Raw genomic sequence first — 18,873 nt, forward strand, 5'->3', positions numbered from 1 at the left:
AACCTCTGATTAAATCAGAGGTTCCGTGCGGCACAAGGACGTGCCGCCATTTTCAATCACGTAGGTGATTGAAAATGAAGCAAAGCATAAGTCACATCTTTTGCTTTGCGTGCTTTGAGAATTCCAGGATGGAATTATTCATAGCTTCCATAAGTCAGATAAGAACTCAATTTATTCCTGAAATAGCGTATTCTGACCGCTGTCATTAACTAATCATTCTGTTTTTCATGACCAGCATCGCCCTTCTTACCATCCTCGGATATGTTCTGGCCGCAGTCCTGCTCTACCTGGGTCTGCAGCAAGCTGACACGACGACAAAATTCCGCAAGGCCATGCTGATCGTTTCTGCTCTGGCAATGCTCGGCAATGGTTACCTGATCTATCAGAACGCCTATATCGAGCACGTCATGGGCCTGAACATGAGCATATTCAATGCGCTGTCGGCCATCTTCTGGCTATCTACCTTCATCACCCTGTTCACGAGCCTGCGCAGCCCAGTCGAGAACATCCTGCTGGTTCTGCTTCCGGTCACTGCGGTATCAGTCGTGCTGGCGCAATTCTTTCCCGATCACAGCATCGTGCTCCACGCGCGCAACCCCGCACTCGATGCCCACATCTTCATCTCACTGGTTGCCTACGCATTGATTACCCTCGGCGCCCTGCAGGCGCTCATGCTTTCCTGGCAACATCGCGCATTGCATTCGCGCAATCCATCCGGCTTGGTCAGTAAATTGCCGCCGATGGAGTCGGTAGAGGAGTTGATGTTCCGTTTTATCAGTGTGGGATTTCTTCTGCTCACGCTGGCGCTGGCCACCGGTTTTATCTTCATTGAAAATATATTCGCCCTGCATCTGGTACACAAAACCATACTGGCCGTGATCGGCTGGTTCATTTTTGCCGGATTACTGATCGGTCGACATGTTGCGGGTTGGCGCGGGAAAACCGCCGTGAACTGGACGCTGGTGGGATATTCAACCCTGGTTCTGGCCTATTTTGGCACCAAGGTCGCACTGGAATGGGTGTTTCAAATCAGGTGAGCCTTCGCAGCTTCCCGGAAGCAAAATTTCCTCAAATTTATTCGAACCCGGCTTCGATCAGGCACCGCGCAGATGCGCCACCAATTCAAACCCATCGATCTTGAACGCACGACCAAAACCGTTCACCAACCGCCCGGCACCGGGCACGATGCAATGCAAGTGAAAATCCGGTAATTGGGTCAGCACATCCAGAATCTTGCCATGGCGTACTTTCAGCGCGTCGAATAGGGTGTGTACGCGGCTGTCGTTCCGTTCGATCCGGGTAACATCCGCCCGCCAGGTTACGCGGGCACGGTTGTAGATGTTGTGCGTTCTGGATTCGTCTTCCAGCAACATGAGTTCAACCGTCGGGTTTTGTCGCACCTGGCGCGTATGAGGCGAAAGATCGCTCATCAAGACCCAGAACGCGCCCTCATGCCAAACAAAGGGCAAGGTGCTCAAACTCGGAAATCCGTCTTCATCGATCGTGGCCAGAATCAAAGCCCGCGCCTGATCGCGCAACGTAATCAAACGTTCGAGATCTGGCGTGGGCTGAGTGGGAAGGTCGGAAGAATCGCTCATGTCGTGGTCATCCAAGCTGCGTGCAAACTTCTTTACAGTATAGCTCTTAGAACCCCGGTTGAGCGTTCAATCCGACCCTGCCGATCACACGGTCGGATACGTGGTGCACTGGAATCGAACGACCTCGTTATGAACCGAGACTGGCAATCATCAACTTGCGCCGCAAAGTCATTCGCTTACTGTAGTGTCCTTCCATGCGTCCCAGCACGGCATTAAGAAATCTGAGCGCTTCGATAATGTGCGGCCCCTTGTTGAGCATGGCACATTCGGCACGGATGCTCATCGCCGCGTCGGTCACTTCCGAGCGTGTGGGTGAACCACTTTTCGCCATGCTTTCAAGAATTTGCGTCGCCCATATCACCGGCACATGCGCGGCCTCGCACAGCCACAGAATTTCTTCCTGCACTTCAGACAACCGTTCAAAACCCAACTCCACAGCCAAATCGCCGCGCGCAATCATGATGCCCAATTTGGGGCTGCGCATACCGGTCAACAACAGGCGAGGCAATTGTTCGAATGCCTGCCGATTCTCGATTTTCAGGACAATCCCGAGATCCGGGACGGCCAAAGCGTGTAAACGTTCTTGTAATAAGTGGACATCTTCGGGCTGGCGCACAAATGAAAGCGCCACGATATCAATGTAGGGTGCCAGAGCCGAAAGATCTGCATGATCTTTCTCCGTCAAGGCCGGCGTAAGAAAATCGGTCTCGGGGAAATTGATGCCTTTTTCCGCCTTGATCCGGCTCCCTTCCGGTGCGGCATGGGTAATGCTCAAGGTGATCCGCTCGCCATCGTTCGCCAGAATCAATGCGCCGATTCGGCCATCATCCAGCCAAGCCGACTGATCGGGGCGGGCCTCTTCAAACGCGGCCGACAGCGTGCAGTACAACTGTGCAGGTGCCACAACCTGACCCTGATCATCCAATCGCGCCGCGTGGCCGGGAATATCCGCACGGGTAAGTATCAGGGTATCGCCCACCTTGAGCCGAATGGTTTCTTCCACACCCGGCACGCCGATGACGCTCGCCACACAACCGTGGATAGATGGAAAACCAATCATCATGTTTTCTTCGATATAGGCCGTATGCGAAAAGCCCAACCATACGCCCTCAGCTGATTTTTCCAGCACCTTCGCTTCAATAGAACGACCACGCGCATCAGTAAAGGCTGCTATCGTGCCAGGCTCGATCAACGCGAAATCCCGAGCGCTCATGGTCAACGCCATTCCCTTTTCAGCGGAGGTATTCTGAAGGTCTTGCCCGTTTGCGGCGTATCGCAAGAACAACCGTGCCGGCTCAATGACTTCCCCTCTGAAATTTCGCTTGGGTTTGACCTTCAGCACCTGCCCCAAGGTCGAGATTGTCCCGGTTCTTGACTTCGGCCCGGCCAGATCGATTTGTACCCGGCATTCGCGACCCTGAGCCAATGATGCCTGACGAACCTGTTCGATCAGGTTTCGCCAGGCGGTAACATCGTCATGCGCGCAATTAATTCGCGCAATCTCCATCCCGGCTTCGACCAGAGCCGGAATAAGGCCACGATCGGTGACCGCCTCGCTGGGCAAGGTCACCATCACACGCACGTCTCGATTACCCTGCATGGTACCGAGCAGATCCCGCGTATGTTCTTGAAGAAGCGCGAGCCCGGTTTGCGGTGTCATTGGCACCGGCCGTGACGTGTCATCAGCATCCCCACGCATGTCTTGAAGGCGTCTTGCGACCGCACTCAACGAGGATTGAACATGCATTTCCAGCAGGCCGAATGACGAAAGCCCGAGGAAAGCCAGCTCTCGCTGCAAGTCCCGGATATCGTGCTGGCGCACCGCGAGATAATGCAGCAGGTTCCGGGCACTTTCACGGAATGCGGGGTGAATCAATGCCAAATCGGCCTGACAGAGCGTTTCCTGCTCGATACCGGCCTGCTCCAGCGCGCGGACTTCTTGGAGCAACTGACCTGCCAGATCCTTCTGGGAAAACGATTCAAGCTCCTGCAAACGATCAGATCGCCTGTCCTGAGATTCAGACATAAATTTTTGCTGCCTTTTTTGCATTTTGGTGGATTTATGCGTTCTTGTCCTTTTAACCGAAGTACATGACAGCGTTGTGTCGGGCATCGGATGCAACATCCGGTTCGTTCAGAATTTCTTGAGAACGTTATTTGCCTTTCTCATGGTATTCGGGCATATCATAACGATGTCATCCGGCAACGGTATGATATGCATGGATTTCGTCTTCACGAATCGCACCTCCGCCAATCTCGCAAAGGAAATCAGTCTATGAGTAGTGATATGAACCAAACCATGCATGACTTCAAAGCCGCCATGGGCATGATGAATCGCGAAGCGCCGGATACCATGCAGGCCTTCGGCGGCTTCATGAATGCGGCCTTATCCAAAGGCGCACTCGATGAAAAAACCAAAGAATTGATCGGCCTTGGGATGGCGATTACCGCCCGCTGTGTTTACTGCATCGGCATTCATGTGGAAAAAGTGCTGAAAGCCGGCGGAACGCACGCAGAAATTATTGGCGTGTGTGAAGTGGCGATTGTGATGGGTGGTGGCCCGGCATTGACCTATATCGCCGAAGTCAAAAAGGCGCTGGACCTGTTCGAGCAGCAAAAGGCAGGCTGATTGAAGACCGGTGCTCGAAAAAAAGCCCAGGTTAGTCCGGGCTTTTTTCTTTGAGGAAGGGGTTCCCGCCTTAGGCAATCAACATGGCGTACAATTGATCTTTAAGCTCAAGGCGCTGTTTTTTCAGCGTTTCAGCATGCTCGTCACTGATGGGCAGATCGTTTTTTTCGGCTTGTTCGATTTCGTTGTTGAGTTCGTGGTACTTGTCGAACAGATTTGCGAAATGGTTGTTTTCCATTTTCAAGGTATGAATACGGTCCTTGTGTTCCGGAAATTCGTGGACGAGGTCATGATGGTCAATTTGCATATCAAGAAGCTCCAGTGAGTGAAAATGCCAACCGGATTGGATGTGTCCGGCTGGATACGAATAGGGCGCCTCGAAAAACCCCATGTAAGGGGTTTTTCGAGGCGCCTAATAGTGTAACGCGCCAAGCGTTAAACCTTGTAGGCGTTTGGGTATTCCACCTCTTTAACGTTGATACAGAATGCGGGCACTTTGCACCCCGGGCGCGGAGCGGATGGCCTGCATGTTTTCGTCCGTCGGCGCTATTTTCCATTCGGGGCCGAGGCGAACGACAGCCTTGGCCAAGCCTGAGTAAACACGGCAACTCACAGGGACACCTTCAACGCGCATGGGGCGCATAAGCTCGATGAGCGCCTGCGCCTCGGCGGCATCGCAGTCGGCAGACAACGCCAGCAAAATCCCGCGTGCCTTTTCCAGTCGCGCCTGTTCCAATAGAAGCAGGCGTTTGCAGCGTACCCGTATGCCGCCGCTGAAGTTATCGAATACCGCATCGCCTTCGACGATCACCAGTTGATCACGCTCAACCTGCGCGCTGATTCGGTCTATTTCATCACCGGTGATACGAACTTCACAGCGGCCTTCGCCATCATCGAGCGTCAGGAACAACTGCCGATCGCCGTTTTGCTGACGCACGATGCGCTCGGCGATGTTCAATCCCGCAACTGTGACCGGCACGCCTTTAGGGAACGTGCCCGGCGCCGGAATATCCAGCTTGTCGAGCAGGCCCGATAGCGTGTCGGATACCAGGCTCTTGAGTTCGTCGCGGAAGGCGTGAATCGGGTGCCCGGTGAGGTACAGCCCCAGGGTGTCCTTTTCCTTGCGCAACTGTTCGGCATCTGGCCAAGGTTCGAGCTCCGGGATCGGCACGCGGATGGCCGTTTCCGGCGCATCTAACCCACCGAACAGATCGCCCATGCCCGCAGCCTCGGCCGCCTGAATCTGGCTTGCCGCCTTCATGGCATCGGGGATGTGTGCAAATAGACTGGCGCGATTCGGCCCCAAAGTGTCCAATGCGCCCGCCAGCACCATCGCTTCGAGCACGCGCTTGTTCAGTGCCTGGCTGCCGACGCGCTGGCAGAAGTCGTTCATGTCGACAAACGCATCCCCGGCCTCGCGGGTCTCCACGATTTTCTGGATCACGCCCTCGCCCACGCCCTTGATGGCGCCCAAACCGTAGACCACGGTCTGCTCATCCAGTGCCTGGAACTTGTAGGCGCAGTGATTCACATCCGGTGGGATGACTTTAAGCCCCATGCGCTGGCATTCGCCGATCAAACCAACGATTTTATCGGTGTTGTCCATATCGGCGGAAAGCACGGCAGCCATGAAGTGCGCCGGGTAGTGTGCCTTGAGCCAGGCCGTTTGATAGGCCACGAGCGCGTAGGCGGCAGAGTGCGATTTGTTGAAGCCGTAACCGGCGAACTTTTCCATCAAATCGAAGATGTAGCCGGCCTGCTCCGGGTTCACTTGCTTGGATTTGGCACCTTCAAGGAAAATTTCCCGCTGCTTGGCCATCTCCTCGGGTTTTTTCTTGCCCATCGCCCGCCGCAGCAAGTCCGCACCGCCCAGCGTGTAACCTGCCAGAATCTGCGCAATCTGCATGACCTGTTCTTGATACACGATGACGCCATAGGTCGGCTTGAGCACATCGGTAAGCCAGGGATGCAGGTACTCGATCTTCTGCTCGCCTTTTTTGCGCAGGATGAAATCGTCCACCATGCCCGATTGCAATGGGCCCGGCCGGAACAGCGCTACCAAGGCGATGATGTCTTCGAAGGTATCCGGTTGCAGTCGGCGAATCAGATCCTTCATGCCGCGCGATTCAAGCTGGAATACCGCGGTGGTTTCGCAGCGCTTGAGCAGGTTGAAGCTGGGCTTGTCATCCAGCGGGATGGCGCTGATATCGACCGGTGCCTTGCCGACTTTCTGGCGCGTGGCATTGATTGATGCCAAAGCCCAGTCGATGATGGTGAGGTTGCGCAGCCCCAAAAAGTCGAACTTGACCAGGCCAACGGCTTCGACATCATCCTTGTCGAGTTGGGAGGCGGCCGAAGCACCGTTCGATTCGCAGTACATCGGCGTGAAGTCGGTCAGCTTGCTCGGCGCGATGACCACGCCACCCGCATGCTTGCCGACATTTCGGGACAACCCCTCCAGCGCCATGCCCATATCGACGATGGCCCGGACTTCCTCGTCGCGCTCGTAAAGATCACGGAATTCCTGCGAAAACCGTTCCTGTTCTTTCTGTGAACGTTCGGTGCGGCCCAAAGCGTCTTCGAGCGTCACATCCAGCCCCGGCTTCATCGGAATGAGTTTGGCAATCCGATCGACAAAACCGTAGGGATAACTCATGACCCGCCCGACATCCCGCACCACCGCTTTGGCCGCCATGGTGCCATGCGTGGCGATCTGCGAGACCGCCGCACGGCCGTAGCGCTCCGCTACATAATCGATGACCTTGTCGCGCCCTTCCATGCAGAAGTCGATATCAAAATCGGGCATCGATACCCGCTCGGGGTTCAAAAAGCGTTCGAACAGCAAATCATAAGGGATCGGGTCGATATCTGTAATCAGCAGAGCCCAGGCCACCAGCGAACCTGCACCGGAACCGCGCCCCGGCCCCACGGGAATGCCCTGGCGCTTTGCCCACTGGATGAAGTCGGCCACGATGAGAAAGTAGCCCGGGAAGCCCATCTGGATAATCACGTCGAGTTCGATATTGAGCCGTTCCCGATATTCCGCATGCTGCTCGGCGGGCACACGCTCGAACCGATGCTCCAGGCCCTGCTCGCTCAGCGTGCGCAGGAAATCGGCTTCCGTTTCACCATTGGGCGTCGGGAAGTTGGGCAAAAAATTCTTGCCGAGCTGCAAGGTGACGTTACAGCGCTCGGCGATTGCGAGGCTGTTCTCGATCGCTTCCGGAATGTCGGCGAACAGCGCCTGCATTTCATCGGCGGGACGCAGGTATTGAAGCTCGGTGTAATCGTGCGGACGGCGCGGGTCATCCAGTGTCCGTCCCTGCTGGATGCACACCCGCACTTCATGCGCTTCGAAGTCTTCCCGATCCAGAAATCGCACATCGTTGGTGGCCACCACGGGCAACTGCGCCTGTTCGGCCAACTCGACGGCGGCGTGCAGATACTTTTCTTCGTCCGGGCGACCGCAACGGGTCAGTTCAAGATAGAAGCGATCAGGAAATCGTTCGGTCCAAAATTTGAGTGCCGCCTTGCGATCCTTTGCCTTCCCGTGCAGCAATAACTGACCGATTTCACCCAGATGCCCGCCACTTAAGGCAATCAGCCCCGCACATTGTTCCTGCGTGAGCCAATCGCGCCGCAGCATGGGGCGACCATCAATCTGCCCTTCGCAATAGCCGCGTGAGAGCAATTCGGTCAGATGGCGAAACCCCAGATTGTTCTGGGCCAGAAGCACCACGCGGTACGGATTACTGCCCGGCTCATCCACAACCAGGCAGTCCGCCCCAAGAATCGGCTTGATGCCGCTTTTGCGTGCCGCCTCGTAAAACTTGACCATTGCAAACAGATTGGCCTGATCGGTCAACGCGAGTGCAGGCAAACCACGCTCTTTGGCAGCGGCCAGCATCGGTTTGATGCGCAATGTGCCATCGACAAGCGAGAATTCGGTGTGCAGGTGCAGGTGAACAAAACTCATGCAGCGAATTTTTCCATAGAAGTCTTCGAGTCCATAAGCGAACGCTCGAAAAAAATTTCGCTGTGCCCATGCGCACAGCAGACAGGCCGAACGCATCCGGTTTATCAGCCCGAAACGGGGTGCCGACTCAGTATTGTTTCATGCCAGTGAGGTGACTTGGCGGATTTTTTTCACATACCAGCTTAAGAAATCATAAAAAAATTGTATGCTGCTCCCTTTGAATTGGTTGTATGCGGGTCTGCCAGCGGGTGACTGCGCTTTTGTGCTGATCATGCCGCTCCTGCGCCAACACTGTTATTCTTACGGGCGTCCATCGCTCCTCGATGAGGGCACCGGTGTCAATACAGGATTCTCCATTGTAAAATCCCTAAGCCACCAACCCCCATGCCGAAAAGCGTTTTTGTTTACCCCTGACCTTCGAGAGCGTGCAGATGTTTCGCCGAAACACGGTTTCCCCCGTTTCCCCTTTTTCCTTCCGCCCAACCCCATTATCCAGTTGGTCCCTCCGCTGGATAATGGGATTGGGCTTGCTCTTTCTGTCATTGACGATGACGGCACATGAAGCCTTCGCCTTTGGTTTCCAGGATGCGGTTATTCAGGCCAAACAACTCGCCAGTCAATCCTACTCGTCTGACCCGCAAATCCCGGAGGCCTTGAGGCAGATCGATCAGAACACATTTGAGCGCATTGCAATCAAACCCAGTGCATCCCTGTGGCAAACCGCCCGTTTCGGCATTGATCCGATTTCTGCCGGGTATATCTATGATCAACCGGTCGATCTCTACGAAGTCACGCCCGACTCCGTCGCGCCGATCACTTTTGATAAAACCAAGTTCGACTGGCCCAGCCAGGCCTTTGCGCAGACCGTACCGGCCAACCTCGGATTCGCCGGATTTTCCGTTCACTACCCGCTCTCTGGGCAAGATGCACGCGATGTGATGCTGACCTTTCTCGGCGGTGCTCAATTCAGTGTGGTCGCGGCAAATCAGGTGCCAGGTGCTCATGCACGCGGCGTGGCGATCGATACCGGACTGCCGCAAGGTGAGCAATTTCCCCGTTTCACCAAGTTCTGGCTGGTCCGCCCGAACCCGAGCGACCTGCAACTCACCATTTACGCCCTGCTCGATGGAAAATCCCTGACCGGCGCCTACGAGTTCGTGATTCGACCCAATGGTTCTCGTGTCGACGTTCATGTCACGGCGTCCCTGTTCCCTCGAACGGGCATCAGCCGTTTGGGTCTGGCGCCACTATCGACCATGTATTTTTACGGCCAAACCGGCCAGCGCCCGGCGGGTCAATGGCGACCGGCCGCCTATGAGTCCGATGGCCTGCTCATGCACACGGGTGAAGGCGACTGGATATTCCGGTCATTGCAGAACCCTTCGACGTTGCACGTCAGTGAATTTTCAGCAGACGGCATTCGTGGATTCGGCTTCATGCAGCGTCAAACCAGTTTCTGCCAGTTCGAGGATGCCATTTCACGCTTTGAACGTCGCCCCTCATTGTGGGTCACCACGGAGGCAGGTTTTGGCAAGGGAAAAGTTGTTCTGGTTCAGATTCCGACCAACAGCGATCTCCATGAGAATCAGATTGCGTTTTTCCAGCCAGCCGAAGTTGTGGATTCAGCCCATCCCGTCTCCTTTGCCTACACACTGAGTGCGGGCAACAGCGATGTGGCGCAAGAACCGCTGGCACAGGTTCGCCGCCCCTTGATTGGCACAGTAAAACTCAATGCCGAAGACAAAACCGAGAAAGCCTATCGGGTCAATCTTGATTTTTCTGGGGGCAGACTCAGTTTACTGGCCAATAATGAACCGGTTATCGCCCAAATTGATACTTCCGGCACGGCCAATGTTCAGGAGCAAGCGGTCATTCCCTTGCCGGAAGCCGGACACTGGCGTTTATCCATGTTGCTGGTGCCAACGGGTAAATCTGTCATTACCATTGATGCGTCGTTGGCTCTGAGCAAGAAAGTCATTTCCGAAACCTGGCGTTATGACCTCCCCTCAGATTTGACACGTTTCGGACAGATGAAATGAACGACACATCACCCGAAGTTAGCCCGGCTCCAGCGCCCGGCAACACTCAGTGCGAATACCCGGTCGCCATCTGCGCCCAATTGCGCTGGTTGCAGCGGCGCGTGTTCTATCAGTTTCTCCAAACTGGTTGCCCGACCATCGACCTGCAAGCGAATCTGGACATTGGTGACAATCAGGCCGATCTACACCAGCGCCTAGCCGTCCCGATTCCCGAACTGTGCGCCATGCCGTCGATCCTGCGTGGTAGCGTCAAGCACGCCCAGCCCAACGCCAAACACAACCGAAAGCCGTCATGACCGATTCCGTTCTGCCTTCAACAAAAGATGCCTTTCGCCGCATCGCTCTGGTACGCCGGTGGATTTTTACCGCGTTTGTGTTGCTACAGACCGCTCTTGGTATCTGGGGGATGATTCTCGTCTTGCCGTATCACGGCTCAACGGCCATCGAAAAAACCATTCTGATTACGTTCATCCCGCTATACGCCTTCGTGGCTGCGGGTTCGTGGATGGCGCTGTTCGGTTTTTATCTGCGGCGGCGGTATAAAAACAGGGGTGATGCGCACAGCCTCATGAGCCGCTTTGCCGACCGGCTACCCACAACTAAGCTTGTAAAAACCGCCGTCGCTTTGCCGATTTATCACGAGGATGTCGAGCGCGTCTTTCGCGGCCTGCGCGCCAGCATCGAATCGGTACTGGCAACCGGTCAGGGCGAGATGTTCGAATTCTTCATTCTCTCGGACAGCCGCGATCCCGAAATCTGGCTGGAAGAACGGGCCGCCTGGCTCGCGCTGTGCAACGACCTTAATCTGCATGGCCGGGTGCACTACCGTCGCCGCCGGGTGAACCTGAAGGCCAAAACCGGCAACGTATCGGATTTTCTGCGCCGATGGGGCAGAAACTTCAAATATTTCATCGTGTTCGATGCCGACAGCGTCATGTCGGGTGAAGCATTGGTCACCCTCGTCCGCCTGATGGAGTGCGAACCCAAGGCGGGGATGATCCAGACCGTCCCCCGCCTGTTTAACGCCCGTTCGGCCTTCGCGCGGATGCAGCAATTCGTCACCCATCTCTATGGCCCGCTGTTCAGCGAGGGGCTGGCCGCGCTGCAACTGAACGAAGCGGTGTTCTGGGGCCATAACGCCATTATCCGAACCGAAGCCTTCATGGCCCACTGCGGGCTCAAAAGCATGCGCGGCTTCGGCCTGTGGCGCGGCACCGTGCTCAGTCACGATTTTGTCGAGGCGGCGTTCATACGGCGCGCGGGTTATGAGGTTTGGCTGGAAACCGGTATCGAAGGCAGTTTCGAGGAATCCCCGCCTTCGCTGGATGACGAATTGATTCGGGACAAGCGCTGGTCGAAAGGCAACCTGCAACACCTGCGCTTCTTAGGTTTTGAGCGGGGTATTGCCACCGCGCACCGCATGGCTTTTATGAACGGGATCTTTGCGTATCTGGCCTCACCGGTCTGGTTCCTGTTCCTGCTGTTTTCCACCATCGAAGTCGCTCAATTCGCGGCGGGCGACATCAATTATTTCCCGGACACCCGCAGTCTCTACCCCAACTGGCCGCAATGGCACCCGCAGTGGGCCATCATTCTGGTCACCAGCACACTGGTCACTTTGTTTTTGCCGAAAGTACTGGCCTTGTTTGACTTGCTGCTCTTCGATACAGGCCGTCGTCAGGGATTCGGTTCCACAGCCAAACTGCTGCAAGGATTCTTTCTGGAGAACCTGTTTTCCATCCTGCTTGCCCCCATACGGATGCTCGCCCATTCGGCCTATGTGGTGCAGGCGATCCTGAATGTCACTGTGCGCTGGGCCGGACAGAACCGCAGTTCAGAAATCGGTTGGTTGCAGGCAATGATTCGCCACGCGCCGGGCATGATTCTGGCGCTTACCTGGTCGGGTATCGCTCTGTACCTAGATGACAACTTTTTTTACTGGACAATCCCGATCAGCTTGTCTCTGCTCTTGGCCGCACCGATTACCGTGTGGCTCTCACGATTTTCTCTGGGTGACCGCTGGGGCAGGCAGGGCATCTGGCGCACGCCGCCGGAGCAGAATCTGGGCGATCTGGTGCTGGTCGACTTTGCTGAACTGGATATGCCGCCACTCAAGCCTCAAAATGCGCCAAACTGGTTGAACTGGACGCTCTTGCATCCAAATCAAGCGCGCATTGCCGCAGCCCTCGCGCCACATCGCAGTGGGGCGGCGAAACGGGCATCGACAGAGCTCAAGGAAAAGCTCATGGTAGAAGGCTTGCAAGCGCTTGATCGCCGCAAGGCCGCCCGCATCCTGGATGATGCCGAGGCCGTCATGCAGCTGCACCAACATGCGTGGATGGCTCCACCCGACGATCCTTGGGGCCGTCAGGTCGACCACCTCACCCGTCTAATTTGCATTAAATAATTTCGTCCGATCTTTACCGAGAATGTGAGACATGAACAAACCGACCCAAAAACAAGCCGAACAACAGCCGTCAGAACAAGCACAGTCCACCCTGACCGCACAGGAATATACCCGACGGTCTTTTCTGTTCACGCTTGCGAACATCAGTGGACTGGTTGCATTGGGATTTGGTGAGGCACAAGCCGCACAAGACTCAACGGCTACGCCCGGAAATGAGCCGACCACACCCAAAACGCCCGCGCCGGCAGCGGTCGCGCCCGAAAACGGGCTTAAGTTTGCACCGGCCAAGCCATTCTCTTATAAATCCTTGATCGCTCGCGCCGAAGAAATGGCCAAGAATCCGTATCAGGCTCCGCCCTCCCCGGCTGCCGACGCGATCAAGACCATCAATTACGATGCATCGGGCAAGATCAAATTCAACCCGCAATATGCCTTGTGGGGCAACTCAGGATCGGTTTATCCCATCACGTTCCGCCCCTTGGGTGAATACTTTCCCAAATCAGTGACTATGAACGCGGTCGAGGGCGACCAGGCACGCATGATCGAATACCGCCCCGACTACTTCACCATGCCGGAAGATAGCCCATTGCGTCAGGTGCCGGCTGGACAGTCCGGTATTTCCGGCTTCTGGGTGCAACGCTCGCGCCGAATCGGCGACTGGACGAAAAGCGAGCCGTGGGCCACCTTCCAGGGCGCCAGTTATTTCCGCGCCATATCGCGACAAGGCCAGGTCGGCATGTCGGCACGGGGCATCGCCATCAATACCGGCCTACCGCAAGGCGAGGAATTCCCCGATTTCCGCTCGTTCTGGTTTGAACCGGCAGCCAACGAAGGCGACCCGGTCGTGGTCTACGCCCTGCTCGATGGCCCGTCGATCACCGGCGCCTATCGCTTTGAACTGCGGTTCGATGGCGATACGGAAATGGTGATCGAAAAACACCTGTTTATCCGCAAAACCATCGATCAACTCGGCATTGCGCCATTGACGTCCATGTTCTGGTACAGCGAAACACCCAACAGCCACTTGCGCGGATGGCGCCCGGAGGTCCACGACTCCGATACGCTGGTCGGATGGCGTAGCGACAACGAACACTTCTGCCGCCCCCTGACCAATCCGCCCAGTCTGGCCTACTCCGCCTTCGTCGACGAGCATCCGCGCGGTTATGGTTTGCTGCAACGCGACCGCGACCCTTCGCATTACCTCGATGGGGTTGGTTACGAAAAGCGTCCGTCCGTCTGGGTAGAACCCATCGTCGACAGCAAAGGCAACAATAACTGGGGCAAGGGTTCGGTTACCTTGATCGAAATCCCGACCAACGACGAAACCTTCGACAACATCGTAGCCTTCTGGCAAATCAAAGGGCCGGCACTGGCGGGCTCAGCTCTTCAGTTCAAATACCGCCTGTACTGGACCGAGCACGAGCCCTTCTTCCCGCACGATCAACTGGCACGCGCCGTCGCATTGCGTGCCGGCCCTGGCGGCAACTTCGGCGGCTCACGCCCGGCCAACACTGTCAAGCTGGTCATCGAATGGGATAGCTATCTGTTCCAAGGGCATCAACCCAAAGATGCCGTGTTCACCATCACCAGCTCGGCCGGGAAAACGGACAACGTCTACATCGACTGGGTAGCCGGCACCCCCCGCTGGCTGACTCAGTTCGACCTGTTCGTCGACAGCGACGAGCCCGTGGAACTCAACGGCGTCCTGACCCTGAACGGCGAGGTCATCAGCGAAACCTGGCTTTACCAATTCCACCGCCAGAGCTTCGTTCAGATGATGGCGTGATGCATCAAATGGCAAACAGACCCGTGGTGTAATCAACCCTGCTGTCCAGATAGCGACGGGACAGCGCAGTTAGGAGGATGGCCACAATGGGTAATCATCCCAATTCAAAAGCAAGGCTGACCGGTTTGTCACTTGCGGCAACGGGCATAGTCTATGGCGATATCGGCACCAGCCCGCTCTATACCCTGAATACGATTTTCAGTTCGGTTCAGCACCCGATTACCTTAGCTGAAGTACATATCCTTGGCGTACTGTCATTGATTTTCTGGTCACTGATCATCGTTGTGTCCATCAAATACGTCATGTTTGTCATGCGCGCAGACAACCAGGGCGAGGGTGGCATTATGGCGCTCATGTCGCTCGCATTACAGTCCATAAAAGACACGCCGAGATTAAGGAACTCAATCATATTATTGGGAATTTTTGGCGCTGCCCTGTTTTATGGCGATAGCGTCATCACACCGGCAATTTCCGTATTATCTGCTGTCGAAGGCCTAGAAATTGCCAGCACAGAGCTAAAACCCTTCGTTATTCCAGTGACTCTCGGTATTTTGTGGGCGCTTTTTTTATTGCAGAGAAAGGGTACCGCCCGAGTCGGTTCTTTATTCGGACCGATCATGCTGGTATGGTTTTTGGTTCTGGGCATATTGGGCCTGCTTGGCATCTTGTCCGAACCCAGGGTATTGATGGCATTGAATCCCATTCATGCCGTGCACTTGTTGACTGAGTCCCCTTGGGCTGGTTTTCTGTCTCTTGGCGGGGTGGTTCTGGCTTTAACGGGTGCAGAAGCCTTATACGCGGATATGGGGCATTTTGGTCGCCTACCCGTACAATTGGCTTGGTTTGGTTTGGTTTTGCCAGCTCTGTTGCTGAATTATTTCGGCCAGGGAGCCTTACTGATGCTCCACCCCGAGGACATAACAAACCCTTTTTTCCGGCTGGCTCCAGAATGGTCGCTCTATCCTCTGGTTGCTCTGGCCACGACGGCAACCGTGATTGCCTCTCAGGCCGTGATATCCGGAACATTTTCAATCACCCGCCAGGCCATGCTGCTCGGATATATACCGCGCATGAACGTCTTGCAGACATCGGATGACATCAAAGGCCAGATTTATATCCCCGTGATCAACTGGATCTTGATGATCGTTGTTTTTTTACTGATACTCGGGTTTGAGAGCTCCAGCAAACTGGCTGCCGCCTATGGCATAGCGGTCACTGGTACCATGGTGATCACTTCGATTCTGGCGTTTATAGTGGTCAGACGGCTCTGGAACTGGAGCCCGCTCAAGGCAGGCATTTTTATAACTATCTTTCTGGGCATTGATCTGGCTTTTTTTGGCGCCAATCTGATTAAACTCGAAGAAGGCGGCTGGTTCCCGCTCCTCTTTGGCTTGGTGTTGTTTATTTTAATGACCACGTGGAAACGCGGTAGAGAATTATTACGCGATAAACTCAATCAGGAATCAATCGATTTATTGTCGTTTGTCCACAGCATGAGTCATGGAATATCCACAAGAGTACCCGGAACGGCTATTTTCTTGACAGGGAACCCAAAAGGTGTGCCTCATGCGCTCTTACACAATTTGAAGCATAATAAAATCCTGCATCAGGATGTCGTTATATTGAGCATCAAGTTTCTGGACATTCCCAAGGTGTCCTGGTCGGATAAATTAACTTATGAGGCGCTGCCAAACCATTTTCACAGAATATCCATATCTTTCGGCTTCAACGATGAAACAGATATACCCGAATCTCTGACTCTATTGAACAAGGAATATCTTGAGCTAAATAAAATGCAACTCTCCTATTTTATCGGCCGAGAAACCTTGATTCCAGGCAATGATGCAAACATGCCACTTTGGCGTAAGAAACTATTTATCAGCATGTTTCGAAATTCTGGCAGTGTCGTTAACTATTTCAGTATTCCACCCAATGCCGTCGTTGAGCTAGGTGCTCAAATCGTGCTGTAAACGAAAACTCTACATTCCCGCCGTCCAATCTGCCTGACAAAACGGAATGGTTTCACAAAGGATTCTCTGCACGAATCCATCCATGGCTTCGCGCAGAAACGGGCATACGCCAGCTGAATGCGAAGCAGGCGCAAGCCCGTTTTGTGCTCCGCATTTCAATGACTTGTGTCATTGGGCGGTAGGACGTCCATGCCCTTTGGGGAACCTCGAAAAACCCCTTCCATGGGATTTTTCGCTGACGTTCATTGCGGGATACCAACATCGTTACAGGAAGCAACGATGGAACGCCTTGCTTTTCCAGAAAGGCTGGATACCTGAATGTATCCAGCCATGCCGAACCCATTCTATTTCAATCGCTTGCGCGATTGATTTGAGTGCCGAACCCGCCTTTGCGGATGCAGATAGTGGATGACCGAAGGACACGAAAACAGGATGCGCGGTGACACATTCCTGTGGCCCACCCACGGGCGTCTCGAAAGTTTTTTCGAGGCGCCCTAAAATAAGACGGTGGTTCTCCAAACCAAAATCAAGGTGATGCTATGTCTGGAAATGAAAAAGTTTCTGTGCTTTTTGTCTGCATGGGCAATATTTGCCGCTCGCCGACTGCCGAAGCCGTTTTCCGAAAATACGTGGAAGACGCCGATTTAGCAGATGCGGTCGTAATCGACTCAGCAGGTACGCACGCCTATCACATTGGTAATCCACCCGATCAACGCTCGACTGCGGTGGCGGCCCAGCGCGGTTATCGAATGGATGTGCTGCGCGCGCGCCAGGTCAGCGCGGACGATATCGAACAGTTCGATTATGTTCTGGCGATGGATCACGAAAATCTTTCGATTCTCAGGCAGTTGGCCCCAAGCCATTTGCGGGACAAGCCTCGGTTGTTCATGTCGTTTGCGCCCGATTATGGACTGAGCGAAGTACCCGACCCGTACTACGGTGGCCCAAGAGGATTTGATCAGGTACTCGATATGATCGAGGCGGCCTGCGATGGTTTGGTTCAGGCCATCCGCCAGCAATCGGGCGGACGCTGAGCCAACCGAAGATAAGCCGGAATCAGGCCTTGGGCTCTGCCCCAAGGTGTGAGTGGCGATAGGAATAGGCGAAATAAATCACCATGCCGATGGCCAGCCAGCCGAGGAAACGGATCCAGGTCACAACGGGCAGGAACATCATCAAGGCCCCGCAGGACAGGATGCCCAGAATGGGCAGGGTGTAACCGAAGGGATTCTTGAACGGGCGTGGCAGATCGGGCTGACGCATCCGCAAAACAATCACACCGAGGCTGACGAGCACAAACGCAGCCAGCGTGCCGATGTTTACCAATTCGGCCAATTCGCCCAACGGCACCAGACCGGCAACGAGCGAAATCACCACGCCACAAATCACGATGATGCGCACCGGAGTCTTTGTATTGGGATGGACGCGCGCCAACTTGGCGGTGAGCAGGCCATCGCGGGACATGGCAAAGATGATCCGCGTCAGTGCGTAATACAGCACCAGCATCACCGTGGTCAGACCGGTAATCACACCCGTCGCGACCAGAGCCGAGGCCCAGTTGTACCCAAGCAATTGCAACGAATAGGCCACAGGCGAAGAAACATTGAGCTTGGTGTATGACACAACACCAGTGAGCAACCCCGAAACCACAATATAGATGAGCGTACAGATAATCAGTGAAGCGATAATGCCGATGGGCACATCACGCTGAGGGTTGCGCGCTTCCTCCACCGCCGTCGATACGGCATCGAAGCCCACATAGGCGAAAAACACGATCGACGCCCCGGCCAGAACCCCGATCGGTCGGCCATCGTCCGCGTGCTCGAACCAGCCAAACGGGATGAAGGGCGTCCAGTTCTCCGGATGCACATTGAACCCCGCTACCGCGATGAATACGGTGATGGTCAAAAGCTTCACGAATACCATGGCCACATTGACGCGCGCCGACTCACGCACGCCGATAATGAGCAGAACCATCAACATGAGGATAATCAGCGACGCGGGCAAGTTGATCATGCCGCCCATTGATGGCGCCTTGGTGAGCGCGGCGGGCAACCCCAATCCGATCGCCGTCAGCGCATTCTCGAAATACCCCGACCAACCGTTGGCCACCGCCGCGACCGAAACGGCATATTCGAGAATCAGATCCCAGCCAACAATCCAGGCGATGAGCTCGCCGAAAGCCGCGTAACTGTAACCATAGGCGCTGCCCGACCCACCTACCGAGGCAGCCATTTCGGCGTAGGCCAAGGCGGCGAAGGCGCTCGCCAGACCCGCCAGGATGAAAGAAATTATGACGGCCGGGCCGGAATAAACGGCGGCAGCGATACCGGTCAGCACGAAAATACCGGTACCAATAATCGCGCCGATGCCCATGAACGTCAGATCGAAGGCGCCCAGACAACGTTTCAGACCTGTATCACAAAAGGCGGCAGGGCTGGCAGGTTTGGTTCGGAATAAATTCATAA

Annotated in this window: 13 protein-coding genes; 8 read left to right on the forward strand and 5 right to left on the reverse strand. The window is 55.1% G+C overall.

Features of this window, described 5'->3' with window-relative positions:
* The first annotated feature begins 227 nt into the window (after positions 1-227).
* Positions 228-1,037: a cytochrome c biogenesis protein CcsA gene (gene ccsA / locus M7R55_RS04820; protein WP_298219012.1), complete on the forward strand. Its 810-nt coding sequence runs from the start codon at positions 228-230 to the stop codon at positions 1,035-1,037.
* A gap of 57 nt (positions 1,038-1,094) precedes the next feature.
* Here ccsA and M7R55_RS04825 read toward each other — a convergent pair whose 3' ends face one another.
* Both M7R55_RS04825 and M7R55_RS04830 read right to left on the reverse strand, forming a co-directional pair.
* Positions 1,095-1,598, reverse strand: coding sequence for a pyridoxamine 5'-phosphate oxidase family protein (locus tag M7R55_RS04825; protein ID WP_298219014.1), 504 nt, complete (start codon positions 1,596-1,598; stop codon positions 1,095-1,097).
* A 127-nt stretch (positions 1,599-1,725) separates the two neighbouring features.
* Positions 1,726-3,624 carry a pyruvate kinase gene (locus tag M7R55_RS04830; RefSeq protein WP_298219016.1) on the reverse strand — a complete coding sequence of 633 codons (1,899 nt, stop codon included), beginning with the start codon at positions 3,622-3,624 and terminating at the stop codon, positions 1,726-1,728.
* Between the two features lie 249 nt (positions 3,625-3,873).
* Here M7R55_RS04830 and M7R55_RS04835 point away from each other — a divergent pair, with 249 nt between their 5' ends.
* Positions 3,874-4,227 carry a carboxymuconolactone decarboxylase family protein gene (locus M7R55_RS04835; RefSeq protein ID WP_298219018.1) on the forward strand — a complete coding sequence of 118 codons (354 nt, stop codon included), beginning with the start codon at positions 3,874-3,876 and terminating at the stop codon, positions 4,225-4,227.
* A gap of 70 nt (positions 4,228-4,297) precedes the next feature.
* On the opposite strand, the gene M7R55_RS04840 is transcribed toward M7R55_RS04835, so the two are convergent.
* Both M7R55_RS04840 and dnaE read right to left on the reverse strand, forming a co-directional pair.
* Positions 4,298-4,534, reverse strand: a complete 237-nt coding sequence (locus M7R55_RS04840) for a DUF465 domain-containing protein (RefSeq protein WP_298219020.1) — start codon at positions 4,532-4,534, stop codon at positions 4,298-4,300.
* Between the two features lie 162 nt (positions 4,535-4,696).
* The gene (gene dnaE / locus M7R55_RS04845) at positions 4,697-8,203 is read right to left on the reverse strand and encodes a DNA polymerase III subunit alpha (RefSeq protein ID WP_298219021.1); all 3,507 of its coding nucleotides are present in this window, start codon (positions 8,201-8,203) and stop codon (positions 4,697-4,699) included.
* Positions 8,204-8,730: 527 nt separating this feature from the next.
* Here dnaE and M7R55_RS04850 point away from each other — a divergent pair.
* The 6 genes from M7R55_RS04850 (at position 8,731) to M7R55_RS04875 (ending at position 17,439) form a co-directional block, all read left to right on the forward strand.
* Positions 8,731-10,242: a glucan biosynthesis protein G gene (locus M7R55_RS04850; RefSeq protein WP_298219023.1), complete on the forward strand. Its 1,512-nt coding sequence runs from the start codon at positions 8,731-8,733 to the stop codon at positions 10,240-10,242.
* On the forward strand, positions 10,239-10,538 hold the full coding sequence (locus M7R55_RS04855; protein ID WP_298219025.1) for a hypothetical protein: 300 nt from the start codon (positions 10,239-10,241) through the stop codon (positions 10,536-10,538). Before M7R55_RS04850 ends, M7R55_RS04855 begins: the two co-directional genes overlap by 4 nt.
* Entirely contained in the window at positions 10,535-12,649 is a 2,115-nt protein-coding gene (gene mdoH, locus M7R55_RS04860; RefSeq protein ID WP_298219027.1) for a glucans biosynthesis glucosyltransferase MdoH, read from the forward strand. Before M7R55_RS04855 ends, mdoH begins: the two co-directional genes overlap by 4 nt.
* 31 nt (positions 12,650-12,680) lie before the next feature.
* A complete protein-coding gene (locus M7R55_RS04865) occupies positions 12,681-14,435 on the forward strand; it encodes a glucan biosynthesis protein (RefSeq protein WP_298219028.1) in 1,755 nt (584 codons plus the stop codon).
* An 86-nt stretch (positions 14,436-14,521) separates the two neighbouring features.
* Entirely contained in the window at positions 14,522-16,405 is a 1,884-nt protein-coding gene (locus tag M7R55_RS04870; protein WP_298219029.1) for a potassium transporter Kup, read from the forward strand.
* Positions 16,406-16,944: 539 nt separating this feature from the next.
* On the forward strand, positions 16,945-17,439 hold the full coding sequence (locus M7R55_RS04875) for a low molecular weight protein-tyrosine-phosphatase (protein ID WP_298219031.1): 495 nt from the start codon (positions 16,945-16,947) through the stop codon (positions 17,437-17,439).
* Positions 17,440-17,461: 22 nt separating this feature from the next.
* Here M7R55_RS04875 and M7R55_RS04880 read toward each other — a convergent pair whose 3' ends face one another.
* On the reverse strand, positions 17,462-18,871 hold the full coding sequence (locus M7R55_RS04880) for an amino acid permease (protein WP_298219033.1): 1,410 nt from the start codon (positions 18,869-18,871) through the stop codon (positions 17,462-17,464).
* Between the last annotated feature and the right edge of the window lie 2 nt (positions 18,872-18,873).

Origin of the sequence: Halothiobacillus sp. (assembly GCF_027346185.1) — a bacterium.
GTDB lineage: Bacteria > Pseudomonadota > Gammaproteobacteria > Halothiobacillales > Halothiobacillaceae > Halothiobacillus.